Raw genomic sequence first — 18,771 nt, forward strand, 5'->3', positions numbered from 1 at the left:
GCTTGCAGGAGTTAGCAGGTCGGTCTAGCGTCGGCGGCATGGCGACACCAAAGGACCTTCCCGACGTTGGCGGGTTCATCCGCGATCTGCGCCGCAACGCCAAGATCTCTCTGCGCCAGCTTGCCGAGCAGGCGGGGGTCAGCAACCCGTACCTCAGTCAGATCGAGCGCGGTCTGCGCAAGCCCAGCGCCGAGGTGCTCCAGCAGCTGGCCAGCGCGCTGCGGGTGTCGACTCCGGCGATGTACCTGCGGGCCGGGCTGCTCGACGACAAGGAAGGCCACGGCGTGCTCGCCGCCATTGCGGTGGACCCCGACCTGACGATGGCCCAGAAGCAGTCGCTCAGCCAGATCTACGAGACGTTCCGCCGGGAGAACGCCCGACTGTCCGAGGCCCAGGCCGCGACCGGGACGACCACCCAGGGCGCGACCGGGACGACCACCCAGGGCGCGACCGGGACGACCACCCAGGGCGCGACCGGGACGACCACCCAGGGCGCGACCGGGACGACCACCCCGACCGACGTCGCCGACGCGCCCGCCGACGCGCCCGCCGACGTGGCCAACCTGGCAGCGACCGGTCCCACCACCGCGGGCGGCACCCCGACCGAGGCCGTGCTCGAATCGGTCGCCGTCACCGAGGCAGGCCCGGCACCCGCCCCGAGCAGCACCCCCGAGAAGCTCGCACCCGCCCCGAGCAACACCCCCGAGAAGAAGAAGGCCGCCGAGACGGCCGAGGAGGAGACGTCATGACCGAGCCGAAGACCAACCGCATCCCCGCTCCGATCTACGCCGCCGCCGGTGCGGCCGAGCTGGCTCTCGAGCAGCTCCGCAAGCTGCCCGCGGCGGTCGGTGTGCACGGCACCCGGGTCGTCGCCGACCTGGGTGGCCGGGCGGTTCTGACCGGCTTCGAGCTGCGTCAGAAGGCCACCGAGACCCTGCGTACGGCCAACGAGACCGCCGGCACCCTGCGCGACCGCGCGCAGGCCGAGCTGGACCTGGCCAAGCTGCGCGAGTCGGCCGACCTGGCCAAGCTGCGCGAGGTCGCCGACATGGACAAGCTTCGTGCCGCCGCCACCCGCAATGCGGCCGTGGTGGTGACCGCGGCGCAGGCGGCCCAGGGGCGGGCGTTCGCCGCGTACGGCGCGCTGGTGGCTCGTGGCGAGCGGGTCGTCGGCGCCGGCGTGATTGAGGCCGCCGAGACGGTCAACGCGGACATCGAGGCCACCGAGGCGACGACCGCGACGACTCAGGCCGCGACGACGACTCAGGCCACCACGTCGGCCCCGGCGGAGGTGCCGAGCCCGGCCGAGGTCGCCGAGATCGCCGAGGCCAAGCCGGCCGCCGTCAAGAAGGCCGCCCGGGCGAAGGCCGTGAAGCCGGCCGAGATCCCGTCGGCCAAGCTGCCCCGGGCCACCAAGCAGAGCCGCCCGGCGGCCGAGTAGTTCGTCCTGTCGGCGATCCCGACGGCGTCCTTGACGGACGTAGTCGGGGTCGCCGACATAAACTTGCCGGCATGGCCACCGCCGCGCCGATCTTCGCGTTCGAAGTCCGCTACGTGATCGAGCTGATTCTGCTCGTCTTCGCGTTGATCATTCAGGGTGTCGCGTTGGTGCATGCCATCACGCAGCGCTCCGACGCCTTCTCCGCCATCGGGACGCTTCCCAAGGGCGGCTGGATCGCCATTCTGGCGGTCTGCCTCGTGCTGATCCTGCTCAGCCGTGGTCCGATCAGCCTCTTCGGACTGATCGGCATCGCCGCCGCGCTCATCTACCTGCTCGACGTGCGGGTCGGTCTCCGCGATCTCAGCGACGGCAAAGGGTTCTGGTGAGAGGTTTTCGCTGGCCTCCTCCACCGGACAGCGGTCCCCGTACCTGGGGTCCGGGCCCGGGCGGGCCGCGCACCGGGCGGCCCGCGATTCCGGACCCGGAGACCGAACTGGTCGCCACGCCGCACGGCGTGCAGCTCGAACGCCTGGTCACCGGTGTCGGTGAGCCGGTGACAGTCTTTGCCCACGGGCTGGGCAACGGGATCGCCACCACGCGACCGTTCGGCAGCGGGGTGGCCGGTCGTCGGCTGTTCTTCCAGTTCCGGGGGCACGGTCGCTCGGAGTCGCCGGCCGGCCCGTGGACCTACCTCGACCTGGCCCGCGATCTGCGGGCCATCGCCGATCTCGGCGGTGCCAGCCGGGCGTTCGGAGCGAGCCTCGGCGCGGGCGCGCTCTGCCGCCTGCTCGCCGAGAGCCCGGAGCGCTTCGAGAAGCTGGTCTTCTTCCTGCCGGCGGTGCTCGACGAGCTGCGTGCTCCGGTCGCCTGGGAACGTGTCAACGCGCTGTTGGAGGCCGTCGGGAGCGGTGACGCCTCCGCCGTCGCCGATGTCGTCTCGCTGGAACTGCCGGCGGCGGTCCGCAACACGCCGGCCGGATGGGCCTACCTGCGGCAGCGGCTCGACCAACTGCTCCGCGACGGCCTGGCCGACGACCTGGCCACCCTGGCGGGGCAGGTGCCGCTGACCGACGCGACCGCCCTGGCGGCAGTCACCGCGCCGGCTCTGGTGATCGGCTGCGCTGGCGACGACCTGCACCCGGTCGAGGTCGCCGAGCAGCTCGCGGCCGCGTTGCCCCAGGCCACTCTGCACGTGTACGACCGACCGGGCGTTCTCTGGTCGGAACGCGCCGACCTACGGGGGCGCATTTCCGGCTTTCTCAACGAGTAACGTGCCCTGTCATGGGCGTCACACAACATGGCCGGACGCACCGGCTGGATCTCGCCGACCCGACCCTGCGCGAGTGGACCTGCACGGTCCTGCACGCCGACCCGGAGCAGGGCATCGTGCTCGACCGCTCGGCGTTCTACCCGGGCGGCGGCGGCCAACCACCGGACCACGGGGTGCTGCTCTGGCAGGGCGTGCAGACCCGGATCGTCGGCACGCGCAAGGGCGACGAGCCCTACCTGATCCCCGCCGAGGGTGACCCGTTGCCGCCGGTCGGCACCGAGGTCGTCGGCGCGGTGGAGGACGAGCGCCGCACCCGTCTGATGCGTACGCACTCCGGGCTGCACGTGCTCTGCGGTGTGGTGTTCCGCGACTTCGGCGCGCTGGTGACCGGCAACTCGATGGAACCGGGCGAGGCCAGGATGGACTTCAACCTTCCCGAGGTGCCGCCGGACTTCAAGGCCCGCATCGAGGAGCTGGTCAACGCCGAGGTGGCCGCCGACCGCTCGGTCGCCACCCGGGTGCTGCCGCGTACCGAGGCGCTCGCCCTGCCGGACATCATCCGCACCCAGTCCAACCTCATCCCGCCCGACGAGCAGGAGGTGCGGATCGTCGACATCGTCGGTCTGGACGTCCAGGCCGACGGTGGCACCCACGTCGCGTCCACCGCCCAGATCGGCAAGGTGCAGGTGGTCAAGGTGGAGAGCAAGGGCCGGGCCAACCGGCGGGTCCGCGTCAGACTGGTGGATTGACAAATTCGGACGGCGGCTGTCAGGTATCGCTGGCAGCCTCGCAGGCATGACACCACCGCTCGCAGGAAAGGTCGCGCTCGTCGCCGGAGCCACACGGGGCGCCGGACGACAGATCGCGGTCCAGTTGGGTGCCGCCGGCGCCACCGTGTACGCCACCGGTCGCAGCAGCCGCGCCGGCCGTTCGGAGATGGACCGACCGGAGACCATCGAGGAGACCGCCGAGCTGGTCACCGCGGCCGGCGGCACCGGCATCGCCGTGCAGGTCGACCACCTCGTACCGGAGCAGGTCCGCGACCTGGTCGCCCGGATCGACGCCGAGCAGGGCGGTCTCGACGTGCTGGTCAACGACATCTGGGGCGGCGACCCGCTCGTCACCTGGGACAAGCCGGTCTGGGAGCAGCCTCTCGACAAGGGTTTCCGCACCCTGCGGCTGGCCGTGGACACGCACATCATCACCAGCCACTTCGCGCTGCCGCTGCTGATCCGTAAGCCCGGTGGCCTGGTCGTCGAGATCGGCGACGGCACCAAGGCGTACAACGACGAGAACTATCGCCTCTCGGTCTTCTACGACCTGGCCAAGACCTCGGTCAACCGGCTCGCCTTCAGTCAGGCGCACGAGCTGAAGCCGCACGGCTGCACGGCGGTGGCGCTCACTCCCGGCTGGATCCGCTCCGAGGCGATGCTGGAGCACTTCGGCGTGACCGAGGAGACCTGGCGCGACGGCGCCGCCACCGATCCGCACTTCCTCATCTCGGAAACCCCGGCCTTCGTCGGCCGCGCGGTGGCCGCGCTCGCCGCCGACGAGGACAGGGCCCGCTGGAGCGGCCGGTCCGTCGACGCCGGCACGCTGTCGAAGGTGTACGGCTTCACCGACGTCGACGGCAGTCAACCGGAGGCGTTCCGCTACATCAGCGAGGTCGTCGACGCCGGCAAGCCGGCCGACGTCACCGGCTACCGCTGACGCCGTCCACCACGGCCGGGTCGTCGTATCGTGCGGCGGCCCGGCGCGCCGCGTCCGCCAGGCGTCCGCGCAGCTCCGGCGGGTCGAGCGCCTCCACCTCGGGGCCCAGCGCCAGCAACTGGGTGTACGCGACATCGACCGATTCCACGGGCAGTCGCGCCACCACCCAGCCCTGCCCGTCCGGTTCGCTGGCGGCGGCGACCACCTCGTCGTACACCTGAGGGGCGTCGACCATGTGCCGGAGCCGGCGCAGGCCGGCGGGGCTGAACCGGACGGTGACCTCGGCCCGCAGCATCGTCCGCAGGAACGACCCGGCCTGCTCGCGCCAGTGCCCGGCCAGGTCGAAGCCCTCGTTGCGCGCGAAGGACTCCTCGCCGACCTCGACGCCGGTCACCCGGTCCACCCGGTAGGTGCGCATGTCGTCGCCGACCCGGCCGACCAGATACCAGGTCGCGCTCTTGAGCACGAGCCCGTACGGCTGCACCCGCCGGGTCACCTCGTCCTCGCCGCGCCGGTAGCGCAGCCGCACCACCCGGTCGCCCCAGACCGCCCGCGCCAACTCGGCCAGCCACGGCGGTGGTGGCGTCTCCCGGAACCACCCCGGCACGTCTAGGTGGAACCGCTGTCCCGCGCGGACGGGCGCGTCGCGCAGGGCCGGTGGCAGTGCGGCGAGCACCTTCAGCTCGGCGGCGGCGACCGCGTCGGCGAGTCCCATGTCGCCGGCCGGGCCGGGCAGACCGGCCAGGAAGAGCGCTTCCGCCTCGTTCAGCCCGGTCAACCGGGTCCGGTAGCCCCCGAGCAGGCGGTACCCGCCGGCCCGACCCCGGTCGGAGTACACCGGCACCCCGGCGGCGGACAACGCCAGCACGTCCCGGTAGACGGTCCGCTCGGAGACCTCGAGCTCCCGCGCCAGCTCGCCGGCCGTCATCGTGCCGCGCGCCTGCAACAGCAGCAACAGTGAGATCAGTCGGGACGCGCGCACCCGCCCATCCTGCCCGGTGCCGCTCGCCGTCCGGCAAATTCGATCACCTGTCGTTAGGCTGCTCGATCGTGGACGCCAGCAGAATCGCCAACCCGGTGACCGGGGCCGTCGGACGCTTCCTCCTCGGGGTCAGGTTGCTCCTGCGCGGGCTGGGCCTCTACGTCCGCAGCCCGAAGCTGATGCTGCTCGGCATCGTGCCGGCGCTGATCTCCGGCGTGCTGTTCGTGGCCGTGTACGCCACCCTCGTGTACTTCGTGGACGACCTCGCCGCGCTGGTCACCCCGTTCGCCGACGACTGGTCGAGCACCGGCCGCAGCCTGGTCCGGGTGATCGCCGGGCTGGCCTTCCTGGGGATCGGCGGCCTGCTCGCGGTGATCAGCTTTACCGCGGTGACCCTGGTCATCGGTGACCCCTTCTACGAGAAGATCTCCGAGAAGGTGGAGGAGCGGCTCGGCGGCACCCCGGACGCGGTGGACGTGCCGTTCTGGTCGTCGCTGCGCCGCAGCCTCGCCGACTCCGTACGCCTGGTGGCCCTCACCGCGCTGGTCGGCATCCCACTCTTCCTCGCCGGCTTCATCCCCGTGGTCGGCCAGACGGTCGTACCGGTGATCGGGGCGGCGGTGGGTGGCTGGTTCCTCGCCGTCGAGCTGGTCGGCGCACCCTTCTACCGACGCGGGATGCGGCTGCCACAACGCCGGACCATCCTCAAGGCGGACCGGCCCATGGCCCTCGGCTTCGGTGTGGCTGTCTTCCTGTGCTTTCTCATACCGCTCGGCGCGGTGCTGGTCATGCCGGCCGCCGTCGCCGGCGCGACCCTGCTGGCCCGCCGCTCGTTGGGTCAGACGATCGAGGAGAGCTGACGTGGAGATCACCCTGATCGAGGGGGACATCACCGGCCAGCAGGTCGACGCCGTCGTGAACGCCGCGAACTCGTCCCTGCTCGGCGGCGGCGGGGTGGACGGCGCGATCCACCGACGTGGCGGACCTGCCATCCTGGAGGAGTGCCGCGCGCTGCGCGCGTCCCACTACGGCAAGGGGCTGCGCACCGGGCAGGCGGTGGCGACCACCGCCGGTAACCTGCCGGCCCGCTGGGTCATCCACACGGTCGGCCCGGTCTTCTCGGCCGCCGAGGACCGCTCGGGGTTGCTGCGCGACTGCTACGCCAACAGCCTGCGGGTGGCCGACGAGCTGGGCGCGTCCACCGTGGCGTTTCCGCTGATCTCCGCCGGGATCTACGGGTGGCCGGTCGACGACGCCGTCCGCCAGGCGCTCTCGGTGCTCCGCTCGGCCACGCCGGCCACGGTCACCGAGGCACGTCTGGTGCTCTTCGGCGGGGACACCCATGCAACGGCCCGCGAGGTCTTCGAGGCGGCGTAGGCCACATGCCATGATCACTTGATGCTGAGCAGTCCGAAATCGCTTCTGGCAACTGGTCACCATCAAGTGATCACCCCGCAGACGCGGTGCGCCGGGGCCACGAGTCCAACCTTTTGAAGGGGTAGGCATGCAATTCGCACTCATCGGCATGGCCGTCGCGGCGCAGAACCCGACCGAGAGCGCCGCCTGGTTCGCCGACCACTTCGCCTTCAAGGTCGGCATCGACCTGGGTTGGTACGTCAACACACAGCACCCGGACCATTCCAACCTGAGTCTGGACTTCGTGCAGCGCGATCACGAGTCCTGGCCGGAAGCGACGCGCGGCAAGGAGATCGCCGGCACTCTGCTGGCTTTCCTCGTGGCCGACGTCGAGACCGAGTACGCCCGGCTGGCAGCGGCCGGGCTCACGGTGGTCATGCCCTTGGTGACCGAGCCGTGGGGGCAGCGCCGATTCCAGGTGGCGGGTCCGGACGGGCTGCTGATCGAGGTGCTGCAGAGGGTCGCCCCGGATCCGCGCTGGCTGGCGGAGAACGGGTTGGCGGGATGAGTGCCGTCATGACCGGTGCGTTCGTGATCGAGGTGCGCTCGGACGACAGGCTGCGCTACTTCAAGATCGCGCCCACCCCACAACATTCCGTCAGGAGCGCTTAGCCGACGTGGTGGCTCAGAGAGCGGCGGTCTTCACCAGGTCGACGAAGCCCCGCCAGGTGTGCCGGTCGAACCGGAGGGTGCCGCCATCGCGATCCTTCGAGTCACGAACCGCGATGACATCCGGAAGGTTGTCGGCGACCTCGACACAGTCGCCGCCGTTAGAGCTGCTGCGGGTGCTCTTGCGCCAATGGGCGCCGGTCAGGTCATCCATGCTCGCGCTCTCAGAAACTCGACGGTCTGGTCTCGCGGAAGCGCTACCGACCTCACGCTATCCCGGAGCGCCTAGAGCGAAGCGGCGTCAGTAGCGAAAGACCACCGAGCTTGCCCGAAGGTCTTGTCGTTATGGCCGCTCAGAGGGTGGCGTTCTTCACCGAGTCGACAAAGCCCTGCCAGGTATGCCGGTCGAACCGGAGTGTGCCGCCATCGCGGTCCTTGGTGTCTCGGACGAGGACGACGCTCGGCAGGTTGTCAGCAACCTCGACGCAGGAACCGCCGTTGTTGCCACTCTTCGTGCTCTTACGCCAGTGTGCGCCGGTCATGTCCATGATCCCGCTGCTTTCCTGATCAGGTCTAGGGACTGGAGACGGGACAGAGCCTCGCTCCTGATGCGCTCCCATCTGCGATTGAGCGTAGCAACGTCCGCAGCCTCGCTGACGATCTGCGCACGTGCCTGGCTGTCAACGTGTGCCACGTGCTCGCCGCTCGGCAACTCGGCCACGATGAATCCGCCCCCAAGACCGGGGTACATCCCGACGTCTCGGGGCACGACCAGCACTTGAACTGCGGGCAACTGCGCGCACTTGGCGAGGTGTTCGCACTGTTCTCGCATGAGCGACCTGTCGCCGTACGCCGACTGATGCAGCACCAGCTCATGGACGACCGCCACCAGCAACGGCGGACGTTCACGACGAAGGATGGTCTGCCGGTCGATGCGAGATGCAACGACGTCGTCAACCTCGTTCGCCGTCAACGCTTCACCCGCGAGCGTGGCCCGCGCGTATGACTCCGTCTGCAACAGGCCAGGTATCCACGTGTGCTCGAACCAGCGAATCGCGACCGCCTCCCGCTCCCAGTCGACCCATGCCCGCAGCCATTGCGGCTCACGCCGCTTAAGGACATCGGGCCATAGGTCCGCAACGTCCCTGCCGAGGAGAGAAGCCAGCTTTGCACGGCGACGCGGCTGAGGCACACGTCCCGGGCTTATCCACCGTGCTGCCGTCTTGGGATCAACACCTGTCTGAGCTGCCAAAGTCTCGGCTGTCTCGCCGGCCTCGACCATGGCGGCCTGAAGTGCGTGATTCATCCCGCCTCCACGATGGACGTCACGAACGTCCCCTGAGAATAGACCAACGTCGTGTACTGATCCCGTCACTCTTCGCGAGGGTATCGGGTGAGCGGCATTGCTGGTGGAGGTGTAGCCCGGCGGCGGTGTCAGCCCGGGGCCGTCCCGTGGGAGCACTCACGGGCGGCCCCTCCCGGCCCATCGGAGGGGGAGACATGCCCGCACCACCAGGACCGACATTCCGGGCCGGCGACCTGCTGCGCCTGTCGGCCACCGCGAGCGTGCAGTTTCTGCGCCCGATAACCGTGCGGGTCATCCGCGAGTTGGAGTGGGACACGTACGACGGGTGGGTGTGGCTCGACGCGTACGAGCTGGGCGCGCGCGGTGACGCGGTCGCCCGGCGGGAGCTCTACGTGCGGCGCGAAGGCGTGCAGCTGTTGAACAACCGTCAGCCCGCGTGCGCCCGATGAGCCCGCGACCGCGCCCGCATCACGCCGGCCTGCCGCACTGGCGCTGTACCCGCTGCGGTGCCCATTGGCCGTGTTCGGCTGCGAGGCTGTCGCTGCTGGCCCGCTGGCGTGGCGATCGACTCGGGATGCTGCTCATGTTGACCACGCTCGCGCGGGAGGCGTTCGCCGACGCGCTGAAGCTGGGCCTGCGACCGGACCCGGCAGTGTACGTGGCGCGGTTCCTGGAGTGGACGCGTCCGCGCAGCGACAGTTGACCAGCGTGGTCAGGTGAGGTCGGCCAGGCAGGTCCACTGGGACGCCACCGGGCGGTAGCCCAGCCGGGCGTTGATCGCCAGCATCGGCGCGTTCGACTCGTCGTTGGAGGTGTACGCGATCCGTACGCCGTTCTCGGCGGCCCGGTGCAGCGCCGCCGTCTTGGCCAGCCGGGCGAGGCCTCGACCCCGGTACGCCGGGACGGAGCAGGTGTAGTCCGACCACATCCGCTCACCGTCCCGCTTGACCAGGCTGAACGCGGCCACGTCGCCGTCGACCTCGGCGGCGGTGCTGGCGAACCTGTCCAGTCCGAGGTTGTCCCACACGTCGTACCGCCAGCTCTCGAAGCTGACCGCGTCGACGGGTACGTCACCGGGTTCGTCGACGGCCGAGGCGACGTCGGCCTCGTAGAGCAGGTGCGGGTCCATCTCCGCGATCGGACGCAGCCGTACGCCCGGGGGTTGCTCGGGCAGGGCGGGCGGCGGGTTCAGGTCCAGCGCCGAGTAACGCACCTCGCGGCTGGGCGTGAAGCCGTGCCGGCGGGCGAACGGCAGCGAGTCCGGCGTGGCCGTGGCGCGTACGCGACGAACCCCGAGCGGGCGGAGGTGGTCGGTCGCGGCGGTCAGCAGCTCCGTCCCGATGCCCCGGCGGCGGTGGTCGGGATGCACGTGCAGCATGCTGACGTCGCCGAAGCCCTGCACCGAGGTCGAGGTGTTGGGCTCGGCGGACGTCCAGCCGACCACCTGGCCGTCGACCTCGGCCACGAGCGCGGTCCAGCCGTCGACCGGCGGCGGATCGGCGATCATCTTGCGCGTCGACTCGACCCCGCGCACCAGGTACGGGTGGACGATCGCCCGTAGGGCCACCACGGCGGCGGCGTCGTCCGGCTGCGCCACACGGATACGCATGTCAGGCCCCCGTCCGTACGGCGGCGACGGCCTCGACCTCGACGAGCTGGTCGGTGTAGCCGAGCACGGCCACACCCAGCAGGGTGCTGGGCGGATCGTGGTCGCCGAAGAAGTCCCGGACCACCTCCCAGACGGTCACCAGGTCCGCCTGCCGCGACGATGCCACGTACACGGTGGTCTTGACGACGTCGGTGAGCCGCGCGCCGGCCGCGCCCAGGGCGGTCTCCAGGTTCGCCATCACCTGCCGGGCCTGCGCGGCGTGGTCACCCGGGGCGACGGTACGACCTTCGGTGTCCAGCGGGCAGGCGCCGGCGGCGAACACCAATCGGGCGGGCGGTTCGACGGTCGCCGCGTACGCGTACTCGGCGACGTCGGAGAGAGCGGGTACGTGCAGCAGCGCGACAGGTTCCGGCATGCCGGCGAGGCTAACGACGATCGCCCGCCGCAGCGACGGATTAACCGACCCCTGCCCCGTGCTCGGCATCGGTAGGGTGCTGCGCCGCGCCGTCGACGTGACTGGCGTCGGTCGCCCGGAAGCGTCGGACTTCGAGGCGGAGCTGTGACAGGCAACAACTTCACGGAAATAGTGGCCTCACGGCGCCGGGAGACCACTACTTCCGTGAAGTTGCGCGGATCTTGAAGCGAGGCGGGACGGGTCAGGCCGACCCGCGGATGATCAGCTCGGTGTCGAGCATGACGGCCTGTTCGATGGTCTCCCCGGCGGAGAGCCGGAGCAGTTGCCGGGTCATCCGTCGGCCGAGTTCCACGATGGGTTGCCGGACGGTGGTCAGCGGTGGCTCGGTGTACGCGGCGGTCTCGATGTCGTCGAAGCCGACCACCGCCACGTCCTGCGGCACACGCCGGCCGGCCTCGCGGAGCGTGCGCAGGGCGGCGTGCGCCATCAGGTCCGAGGCGGCGAACACCCCGTCCAGGTCTGGATGGTCGGTGAGCAACTGGTGCATCGCCGCCGCGCCGGATTCCCGGGTGAAGTCGCCGACGGCGACCAGCTCGGGTAGTCCGGCGGCGGTGACCGCCTCCCGGTAGCCGTTCAGCCGTTCGATGCCGGCGACCATGTCCTGGGGGCCGGCGATGGTGGCGATCCGCCGCCGACCGCTGTCGATCATGTGTCGGACGGCGGCGGTCACCCCGCCGACGTGGTCGACGTCCACGTACGGCACCGGTACGTCGCCGAGCGGCCGACCGCTGACCACCACGGGAATGCCGAGGCGGGCGAGCGTGCCGGGCAGCGGGTCGGCGCCGTGCAGCGAGGCGAAGAGCACCCCGTCGACGTGGCGACCGGTCGTGTACCGCTCGACCCGCTGGTGCCCGGCCGGTGAGCCGGCCAGCATCAGCACCAACTGCTTGTCGGCGGCCTCCAGCTCCTGACTGACGCCGCGGATGATGCCGGGGAACACCTGGTCGTCGGAGAAGACCCGGGTGGCCGCCTCCGGCATGACCAGGGCGATCGAGTCGGTGCGCTGGGTGACGAGGCTGCGGGCGGCGAGGTTGGGCACGTACCCCAGCTCGTCGACGGCCCGCTTGACGGCCTCCCGGATCGGCTCGGCGACGGTGGTGGAGCCGTTGACCACCCGGGAGACGGTGGCTCTGGACACCCCGGCCCGAGCCGCCACCGCCTCCAGCGTCGGCCGGTGCGCCGTCGTCATCGTGACTGTCCCCCGCTCGTCACAGCCCGTTCCGGGAGATCACCTCCTGGTACCACCGGGCGCTGGCCTTCGGTGTGCGCCGCTGGGTCAGGTAGTCGACGTGCACGATCCCGAACCGCTTGCGGTAACCCTCCGCCCACTCGAAGTTGTCCAACAATGACCATACGAGATACCCGCGCAGATCAACGCCCCGGGAGATCGCCTCGTGGGCGGCCCGCAGGTGCCCGTCGAGGTAGGCGATCCGGTCGTTGTCGATCACCTGCCCCAGCTCTCCGGACGAGTCGGCGCCCGCCTTGTCGGGGAACGCCGCGCCGTTCTCGGTGATCAGCAGTGGCACGCCGGGGTAGTCGGCGGCGATCCGCTCCAGCAGCCGGGTCAGCCCGGACGGCTCGATCATCCAGCCCATGTCGGTGAGGGGTCCGCTGGGCGGCAGGAAGTGCACGGCTCCCTCGGTGCCCGGGTACGCGCCGTTACCGCCACCGTCGGGCCGGCCCGCGACGTAGGTCGGCGCGTAGTAGTTGATACCCAGCAGGTCGATCGGGGCGGCGATCAGCTTCTCGTCGCCGTCGTGGATGAACGTCGGTTCGACGATGCGCGCCACGTGCTCGCGAACGTCGTCGGGGTAGCCGCCGGCCAGCAGCGGGTCCAGGAAGATCCGGTTGTGCAGGCCGTCGACCAGGCGGACGGCGGCGGCGTCGGCCGCGCTCTGCGGGTCGGCCGGTCGTACATCGGCGGGGTTGATGGTGATGCCGACGCTGCGCGCGCCGGCCGCGCGCAGCGCCCGCGCGGCCAGGCCGTGCCCCAACAGCAGATGGTGTACGGCGCTGAAGGCCGCCGCCCCGTCCTGCTCGCCTGGGGCGTGCACTCCGTTGGCGTACCCGAGGTAGGCCGAGCACCACGGCTCGTTGAGCGTCGTCCAGGTGTCGATCCGGTCGCCGAGGCGGGCGTGGACGGCGGTGGCGTACGTGGCGAAGTGCTCGGCCGTCTCCCGGTTGGTCCAGCCGCCGCGGTCACCCAGGCTCTGCGGCAGGTCCCAGTGGTAGAGGGTGACGATCGGGTCGATGCCCCGGGCGAGCAGCGTGTCGGTGAGGCGGTCGTAGAAGTCCAGCCCGCGCGGGTTGACCGGGCCGCTGCCGTCGGGCTGGATCCGGGGCCAGGCGACCGAGAACCGGTACGCCGCCAGGCCCAGCTCCGCCATCAGCGCCACGTCGTCGGCGTACCGGTGGTAGTGGTCGCAGGCGACGTCACCGGTGTGGCCCTGGTAGACCTTTCCCGGCGTACGGCAGAAGGTGTCCCAGATGGACGGACCGCGACCGTCGTCGCGGGCCGCGCCCTCGATCTGGTACGCGGCGGTGGCCGCACCCCAGAGGAAGTGTTCGGGAAATCGGATCTCGTTCACGCCTTGACCGCACCTTCCATGATCCCGCCGATGATCTGGCGGCCGAACAGCACGAAGACCAACAACAGGGGCAGCGTCGCGATGGCCGTCCCGGTGAACACCTGCGACATGTCCTGGTAGTACCCGTCGGACAGCGCTCGCAGGGAGAGCTGAACGGTCGGGTTCGCCGGGTCGTTCAGCACAGCGTACGGCCACAGAAAGTCGTTCCAGGTGGTCATGAACGTGAGCAGGCCGAGCACGGCGGCGGCCGGGCGCAGCGCCGGCAGCACGACGTGCCACCAGATCCGCGCGGTGCCGCAGCCGTCCATCCGGGCGGCCTCGATCAACTCGTCGCTGATGGCCTGGCCGGCGTACTGCCGCATCATGAAGACGCCGAATCCGGTGACCAGCACCGGGACGATCACCGCGGGCAGCCGGTCGTTCCACTGCAACTTCGTCATGAGCAGGTAGAGCGGGATCACGCCGAGCTGTGTCGGCACCATCATGGTCGCGATGATCACCAGCAGCAGCGCGTTGCGGCCCCGGAAGCGCAGCTTCGCGAAGGCGAACCCGGCCAGGCTGGAGAAGAACACCACCGAGACGGTGACCGTGGTCGCCACGATCACCGAGTTGATCAGCCCGGTCAGGAAGTACGCGTCGGTGTTGTCGAACAGTCGGGAGATGTTGGCGCCCAGGTTGTTGCCCGGTGTGATCGGTGGCGGCAGTTGGCCCATGGCGTCGCTGGTGCGGCTGGCGACGACGAACATCCACCAGATCGGGAAGATCGACAGGGCGGCTGCGGCCACCAGGGCGAAATAGGTGAGCGGGCTGGCCCGCCAGAGCCGACTCATCGGGTGCCCTTCCTGCCGGTGCCGGCTGTGCCGCCGAGACGGCGCAGGACCAGCACGTTGACGGCCGCGACGACCGCGATCAGCGCGAAGAGCAGCCACGCCACCGCCGAGCCGTACCCGAAGTTGTAGTGCGGCGCGAACGCGTTCTCGAACATGTACATGGTCAGGGTCTGCGACTCGCGCAGCGGTCCGCCGCGGATCGGGTTGGTGCCGGAGCGGAACATTCGGGGCTCGGTGAAGAGTTGGAGACCGCCGATGGTGGCGATGATGGTGCAGAAGATGATCGTCGGTTTGAGCAGCGGCACGGTGACCGACCAGAACTGCCGGGCCCGGTTCGCGCCGTCGATCGCCGCCGCCTCGTACAGGTCCCGAGGGATGGCCTGCATCGCGGCCAGGAGAATCAGCGCGTTGTAGCCGGTCCACCTCCAGTCGACCATGGCGGAGATCGCCACCCAGGACGCGATCCGGTTGGACTTCCATTCGATCGCGTCCAACCCGACAAGGTCGAGCAGCCAGTTGACCATCCCGAAGTCACGGGAGAAGAGCACCCCGAAGACGATCGCCACGGCGGCCGTGGAGGTGACATTGGGGACGAGCACCGCCATCCGCCAGCCCGTACGCGCTCGCAGCCCTCGGTTCAGCAGGTTGGCCAGCCACAACGCGGCGAGCAGCTGCGGCACGGTCGAGATCACGAAGATGCCCAGCGTGTTGACCAGCGCGTGCCAGAAGTCCACGTCGGCGAGTAGCCGGGTGTAGTTCTCCGCGCCGACGAACGGGTGGTCGGTACCGAGCAGGTCCCAGTCGTGCAGCGAGACCCAGAAGGTGTACGCCAGCGGATAGACCCCGAACACCGCGAAGAGCAGGAAGAACGGGGCGATGTAGAGGTACGGCGAGTAGCGGGTGTCGAGGTGGCTGAGTCGACCCGACGACCGGCGGGTGGACCCGGTTACCGGTGCGACCGGCGGGCGGGCGTCGAGCTGGACGGACATGCCCGGGTACTCCTTTCCGTCGTGCGGGCGGTGCCCCGGCTTCCGGAGCCCGCCCGCACGTTGGCTCGGGCTACTTGGCGGCGGCCTTCTTCGCGTTGGTCACCGCGTCCGTCCATCCCTGCGCGGGGCTGCGCTGGCCCAGTTCCACGGTCCGTACGGCGTTCTCCACCTCGGTACGCACGGCCTGGTTCTTGGGACCCATGTAGACCGGCTTCAGGCTCTTGGCGCCGGTGCCGAAGATGGTCCCGACGGGCGCATCGGAGAAGTACGCGTTGGTCGACTGGGTGATCGCCGGGTCGTCGAGGGCCTGCGGCGACGACGGCAACGGACCCTTGGCCTTGAACGCGCCGATCTGACCCTTGGCGCTGGTCAGGAACTTGGCCAGCTCGATGGCCTCGGCCTGGTGCTTGCTCTGCTTCGGCACGGCGAGGTGCGATCCACCCCAGTTGCCGCCGTTGCCGGGCACCCGGGCGATGTCCCACTTGCCCTTGGCGGCCGGGCCGGCGTTGCCCTCGATGACCCCGGTCATCCACGCGGGGCAGGCGATCGTGGCGAACTTCGTCTGCTTGAAGGCGGACACCCACTCCTCGGACCACGAGCCGTACCTGCCGGAGAGGCCCGAGTCGATGATGTCCATGGTGGTGTCCCAGGCCTGGCGTACGGCCGGGTTGCTGTCGACGACCAGTTTCTCGCTGGTGTCGTAGTAGCTGTAGCCGGTGCTGTTGCCGGCGGTCTGCAACAGGATCGTGTTGAAGGTGTTGGTGGCCGCGTCGAGGAAGGACGCCCCGGTCTTGGCCGCGACGAACTTCTCCCCGGTGGCGATGTAGTCCTGCCACGTGGGCCAGAGCTTCGACACCTCGTCCCGCTCGGTGGGCAGGCCGGCCTTTTTGAAGAGGTCCGTGCGGTAGCACATGGCGATGCCGCCGACGTCGGTGCCGAGGCCGATGAGCTGCTTGCCGTCGGCGGTCAGGCCGGCGTTCCACTTCCACTCCAGGAAGTTGCCCTTGAGATCGGCGGCGCCGTGGTCGAGCAGGTTGACGAAGTTGTTCGGATTCGCCTTGTACTCGACGAGCAGGCCCTCCTCGATGGCCACGATGTCGCCGGCGCCCCGGCCGGCGGCGAGCCACTGGGTCAGCTTCGGTGAGTACTCGTCGAGGTTGCCGCCGGTGCCCCGCTCGACGATCTTCACGTCGGGGTGCGCGGCCATGTACTCCTGGTAGAGCTGGTCGTAGCCGAACTGGCCGAAGACGTCGACGGTCAGCGTGATCGGCCCGTCCGCCTCGGCGTCGCCGCCGCCGCCGCAACCGGCGGTGACGAGCAGGGCGGTCGTGGCGGCGAGGGCCACCGCGGCGAGGCGGCGGCGCGGAAGGACAGCCATCGTATGGACCTCTCTCAACATGAGGTGGTGGTAGAAGGCCAAGAGAGCGCTCTCACGCCAGGGTGGTTGCTTCCCCGCACCCTGTCAAGAGAGCGCTCTCCCGAATCTGTCCCCGCCTATGCGACGAGGGCGTCACCCCCGCCGGGGTGACGCCCTCGTGACGTGCGGTGGCGCGAGATCAGCCGGTACGCAGGCCGTCGAGCAGCGCACGGTCGCCCGTGATGTCGAGGGTCTCGAAGCTGACCCGCCCCCAGAGCGCCAGCAGCAGATCGCTCGCGGTGCCGCTGACCTGCGCGCGGGCATGGTGGTCGTCGTGGTCGAAGATGGTCGCCGTGTCGAGCAGCGCCACCCCCTCGCCGCGCAGCCGCAGATACCACTCCTGGTCCGCGTCGGTCGCCGCGATCTGGACCACCCCGTGCCAATCGCCCTTCGACTGCCGCCGACCGGCGGGCAACCAGGTGTCCAGCACCTCGCTCACCCCGTCGGCGGCGAGCTTGGCCTCGACCGGCTCACCGGCCGCGATGGCGAGTTGGGCGTCCCAGCGGTGCACCGCCGTCTCGTGTGCCATCCGGCGCGGCCAGAAACCGGCCCTCTTCGGCTGCGGAGCCCAGTTCCAGGCCGGCGCCTCCGGGTCGAGCCCGTCGAACAGGGTCATCAACCGGTCGTACCCCTGCTGCCAGAGCTGGAGCGGGCTCACCCCGGACGGCATCGCGGACGCGTCCCGGCGCGGCGGCGCGTCCGTGCTCCCGGACCCGGCGAACGAATAAACCCAGTGGTAGAGGCCCGCGAGGTGCAGGGTGAGATCATTGACTGTCCAGCCGGGACAGGACAGCACGGGTGTCTCCGGCGGTGCCTCGGCAACCGCCGCGGCGAATGCCGGACCCTCGGTCCGGAGTGCCCCAATCCAGAAATCCTTGCTGCCCTGCACTCTGCTCATCGCCATCCTCCCGGGGGTGCCGGGCCACCAGTAGGTGCCGCGGCTGCCCATCAGCCTAAGGTGAAAGACGTGTCAGACGCCTACGCCCAGCCGACAACCGAAGCCGATCGTGCCATCCCTGGTCCACTGGCCAGCTACACCACGCTACGGATGGGCGGACCGGCCGGGCGGATCATGGCCGCGACCAGCGCCGACGAGATCATCCAGGCGGTACGGGCCACGGACGAGCCGATCCTCGTCCTGGCCGGCGGAAGCAACGTGGTGATCAGCGACACTGGCTTCCCCGGCACGGTCGTGCTGGTGCGCTCGCGCGGCCTGCGGGTCCTCGCCCAGGACGCCGAGTCCGTCACCGTACGTGTCGAGGCCGGCGAGCCGTGGGACGACCTGGTCGCCGCCACGGTCCGTAACGGCTGGGCCGGCCTGGAATGCCTCTCCGGCATCCCCGGCTCCACCGGTGCCACCCCGATCCAGAACGTCGGCGCGTACGGCCAGGAGGTCGCCGAGACGATCACCGGCGTCGAGGTGTACGACCGCCTCGACGGCACCCGGCAGACGATCCCGGCGGCCGACTGCGGGTTCGCCTACCGAGGCAGCATCTTCAAGTACCAGGACCGCTGGATCGTGCTCTCGGTCGACTTCCGGCTCACCCGTTCGCCGCTCTCCGGCCCGGTGCGCTACGCCGAACTGGCCCGGGCGCTCGGCGTCGAGGTGGGCGAGCAGGTGCCGCTGGCCGACGCGCGCGCGGCGGTGCTGCGGCTGCGCGCCGGCAAGGGCATGGTGCTCGACGCGGCCGATCCGGACACCCGCTCCGTCGGCTCCTTCTTCACCAACCCGGTCCTCGACCGGGCGACGTACGAACAACTCCTGGAACGCTCCGCCGAGCTGGGCGACCCGCCCGCGTGGCCCGGAGCGGACGGCCTGGTCAAGATCAGCGCCGCCTGGCTGATCGACAAGGCGGGCTTCGCCAAGGGGCACCCCGGCCCGGGTGGCGCCGCCATCTCCAGCAAGCACACCCTCGCCCTCACCAACCGCAGCGGCACTGCCAGCACCACCGACCTGCTCACGCTCGCCAGCACCATCCGCGACGAGGTCCACGCCCGCCTGGGCGTGACCCTGCACCCCGAACCAGTCCTCATCAACTGCACCCTCTAACCCCCCTCCGCCCCCCGCCCCCCGAGGAGTCGGAGCCGTACCGGGGTTCGCCGGTGCGGACTACCGATCCCAACGGGCG

The 18,771-nt window shown here is 70.3% G+C and carries 23 protein-coding genes and 1 pseudogene; 12 read left to right on the plus strand and 12 right to left on the minus strand.

The window, feature by feature from the left end; genetic code table 11:
• Window positions 1-38: 38 nt before the first annotated feature.
• The 6 genes and pseudogenes from ABZU91_RS20665 to ABZU91_RS20690 form a co-directional block, all read left to right on the plus strand.
• A pseudogene (locus ABZU91_RS20665) lies at window positions 39-605 on the plus strand (helix-turn-helix transcriptional regulator); the annotation flags it as partial.
• A gap of 140 nt (window positions 606-745) precedes the next feature.
• Window positions 746-1,441 (plus strand): hypothetical protein, encoded by a 696-nt coding sequence (locus ABZU91_RS20670; protein WP_355242639.1) that lies wholly within the window; start codon window positions 746-748, stop codon window positions 1,439-1,441.
• A 71-nt stretch (window positions 1,442-1,512) separates the two neighbouring features.
• Window positions 1,513-1,827, plus strand: a complete 315-nt coding sequence (locus ABZU91_RS20675) for a DUF2516 family protein (protein WP_234582317.1) — start codon at window positions 1,513-1,515, stop codon at window positions 1,825-1,827.
• Complete coding sequence (locus ABZU91_RS20680; RefSeq protein WP_355242642.1) at window positions 1,824-2,711, plus strand: alpha/beta hydrolase; 888 nt, start codon at window positions 1,824-1,826, stop codon at window positions 2,709-2,711. Before ABZU91_RS20675 ends, ABZU91_RS20680 begins: the two co-directional genes overlap by 4 nt.
• 11 nt (window positions 2,712-2,722) lie before the next feature.
• Window positions 2,723-3,460 carry an alanyl-tRNA editing protein gene (locus tag ABZU91_RS20685; protein WP_355242645.1) on the plus strand — a complete coding sequence of 246 codons (738 nt, stop codon included), beginning with the start codon at window positions 2,723-2,725 and terminating at the stop codon, window positions 3,458-3,460.
• Between the two features lie 46 nt (window positions 3,461-3,506).
• Window positions 3,507-4,421 (plus strand): SDR family oxidoreductase, encoded by a 915-nt coding sequence (locus ABZU91_RS20690; protein ID WP_355242648.1) that lies wholly within the window; start codon window positions 3,507-3,509, stop codon window positions 4,419-4,421.
• On the opposite strand, the gene ABZU91_RS20695 is transcribed toward ABZU91_RS20690, so the two are convergent.
• Entirely contained in the window at window positions 4,405-5,403 is a 999-nt protein-coding gene (locus ABZU91_RS20695) for a YafY family protein (RefSeq protein ID WP_355242651.1), read from the minus strand. The genes ABZU91_RS20690 and ABZU91_RS20695 overlap by 17 nt on opposite strands.
• Window positions 5,404-5,471: 68 nt before the next feature.
• On the opposite strand from ABZU91_RS20695, the gene ABZU91_RS20700 reads away from it, so the two are divergent.
• The 3 genes from ABZU91_RS20700 (at window position 5,472) to ABZU91_RS20710 (ending at window position 7,327) form a co-directional block, all read left to right on the plus strand.
• Window positions 5,472-6,263, plus strand: a complete 792-nt coding sequence (locus tag ABZU91_RS20700; protein ID WP_355242654.1) for an EI24 domain-containing protein — start codon at window positions 5,472-5,474, stop codon at window positions 6,261-6,263.
• A gap of 1 nt (window position 6,264) precedes the next feature.
• Complete coding sequence (locus ABZU91_RS20705) at window positions 6,265-6,780, plus strand: O-acetyl-ADP-ribose deacetylase (RefSeq protein ID WP_355242657.1); 516 nt, start codon at window positions 6,265-6,267, stop codon at window positions 6,778-6,780.
• A 127-nt stretch (window positions 6,781-6,907) separates the two neighbouring features.
• On the plus strand, window positions 6,908-7,327 hold the full coding sequence (locus ABZU91_RS20710; RefSeq protein WP_355242660.1) for a VOC family protein: 420 nt from the start codon (window positions 6,908-6,910) through the stop codon (window positions 7,325-7,327).
• Between the two features lie 117 nt (window positions 7,328-7,444).
• On the opposite strand, the gene ABZU91_RS20715 is transcribed toward ABZU91_RS20710, so the two are convergent.
• From ABZU91_RS20715 to ABZU91_RS20725, 3 genes are all read right to left on the minus strand, one after another.
• The gene (locus tag ABZU91_RS20715) at window positions 7,445-7,633 is read right to left on the minus strand and encodes a DUF397 domain-containing protein (protein WP_355242707.1); all 189 of its coding nucleotides are present in this window, start codon (window positions 7,631-7,633) and stop codon (window positions 7,445-7,447) included.
• Window positions 7,634-7,781: 148 nt separating this feature from the next.
• Window positions 7,782-7,970 (minus strand): DUF397 domain-containing protein, encoded by a 189-nt coding sequence (locus tag ABZU91_RS20720; RefSeq protein ID WP_355242710.1) that lies wholly within the window; start codon window positions 7,968-7,970, stop codon window positions 7,782-7,784.
• Entirely contained in the window at window positions 7,967-8,734 is a 768-nt protein-coding gene (locus ABZU91_RS20725; RefSeq protein ID WP_355242663.1) for a helix-turn-helix transcriptional regulator, read from the minus strand. Before ABZU91_RS20725 ends, ABZU91_RS20720 begins: the two co-directional genes overlap by 4 nt.
• Window positions 8,735-8,928: 194 nt before the next feature.
• On the opposite strand from ABZU91_RS20725, the gene ABZU91_RS20730 reads away from it, so the two are divergent.
• Both ABZU91_RS20730 and ABZU91_RS20735 read left to right on the plus strand, forming a co-directional pair.
• Window positions 8,929-9,183 (plus strand): hypothetical protein, encoded by a 255-nt coding sequence (locus ABZU91_RS20730; RefSeq protein WP_355242665.1) that lies wholly within the window; start codon window positions 8,929-8,931, stop codon window positions 9,181-9,183.
• A gap of 125 nt (window positions 9,184-9,308) precedes the next feature.
• Complete coding sequence (locus tag ABZU91_RS20735; protein ID WP_355242668.1) at window positions 9,309-9,437, plus strand: hypothetical protein; 129 nt, start codon at window positions 9,309-9,311, stop codon at window positions 9,435-9,437.
• Window positions 9,438-9,446: 9 nt separating this feature from the next.
• Here the strand turns inward: ABZU91_RS20735 and ABZU91_RS20740 are convergent, their stop codons facing one another.
• The 8 genes from ABZU91_RS20740 to ABZU91_RS20775 all read right to left on the minus strand — a co-directional run bounded on the left by ABZU91_RS20740 (window position 9,447) and on the right by ABZU91_RS20775 (window position 17,540).
• Window positions 9,447-10,343, minus strand: coding sequence for a GNAT family N-acetyltransferase (locus ABZU91_RS20740; RefSeq protein WP_355242671.1), 897 nt, complete (start codon window positions 10,341-10,343; stop codon window positions 9,447-9,449).
• A gap of 1 nt (window position 10,344) precedes the next feature.
• Complete coding sequence (locus ABZU91_RS20745; protein ID WP_355242674.1) at window positions 10,345-10,758, minus strand: RidA family protein; 414 nt, start codon at window positions 10,756-10,758, stop codon at window positions 10,345-10,347.
• A 241-nt stretch (window positions 10,759-10,999) separates the two neighbouring features.
• Window positions 11,000-12,007 carry a LacI family DNA-binding transcriptional regulator gene (locus ABZU91_RS20750; protein ID WP_355242676.1) on the minus strand — a complete coding sequence of 336 codons (1,008 nt, stop codon included), beginning with the start codon at window positions 12,005-12,007 and terminating at the stop codon, window positions 11,000-11,002.
• 19 nt (window positions 12,008-12,026) lie between these two features.
• A complete protein-coding gene (locus tag ABZU91_RS20755; RefSeq protein WP_355242679.1) occupies window positions 12,027-13,406 on the minus strand; it encodes a GH1 family beta-glucosidase in 1,380 nt (459 codons plus the stop codon).
• Window positions 13,403-14,236, minus strand: a complete 834-nt coding sequence (locus tag ABZU91_RS20760) for a carbohydrate ABC transporter permease (protein ID WP_355242682.1) — start codon at window positions 14,234-14,236, stop codon at window positions 13,403-13,405. Before ABZU91_RS20760 ends, ABZU91_RS20755 begins: the two co-directional genes overlap by 4 nt.
• A complete protein-coding gene (locus ABZU91_RS20765) occupies window positions 14,233-15,225 on the minus strand; it encodes a sugar ABC transporter permease (protein ID WP_355242685.1) in 993 nt (330 codons plus the stop codon). Before ABZU91_RS20765 ends, ABZU91_RS20760 begins: the two co-directional genes overlap by 4 nt.
• Window positions 15,226-15,295: 70 nt before the next feature.
• Window positions 15,296-16,603: an extracellular solute-binding protein gene (locus tag ABZU91_RS20770; RefSeq protein ID WP_355242688.1), complete on the minus strand. Its 1,308-nt coding sequence runs from the start codon at window positions 16,601-16,603 to the stop codon at window positions 15,296-15,298.
• A 178-nt stretch (window positions 16,604-16,781) separates the two neighbouring features.
• On the minus strand, window positions 16,782-17,540 hold the full coding sequence (locus tag ABZU91_RS20775) for a maleylpyruvate isomerase family mycothiol-dependent enzyme (protein WP_355242691.1): 759 nt from the start codon (window positions 17,538-17,540) through the stop codon (window positions 16,782-16,784).
• A 69-nt stretch (window positions 17,541-17,609) separates the two neighbouring features.
• Between ABZU91_RS20775 and ABZU91_RS20780 the strand changes: the two genes are divergently transcribed.
• On the plus strand, window positions 17,610-18,692 hold the full coding sequence (locus tag ABZU91_RS20780) for a UDP-N-acetylmuramate dehydrogenase (protein WP_355242694.1): 1,083 nt from the start codon (window positions 17,610-17,612) through the stop codon (window positions 18,690-18,692).
• Window positions 18,693-18,771: the final 79 nt, after the last annotated feature.

It is taken from the genome of Micromonospora sp. NPDC005174 (genome assembly GCF_040608495.1).
In the GTDB taxonomy this organism is placed as follows: domain Bacteria; phylum Actinomycetota; class Actinomycetes; order Mycobacteriales; family Micromonosporaceae; genus Micromonospora.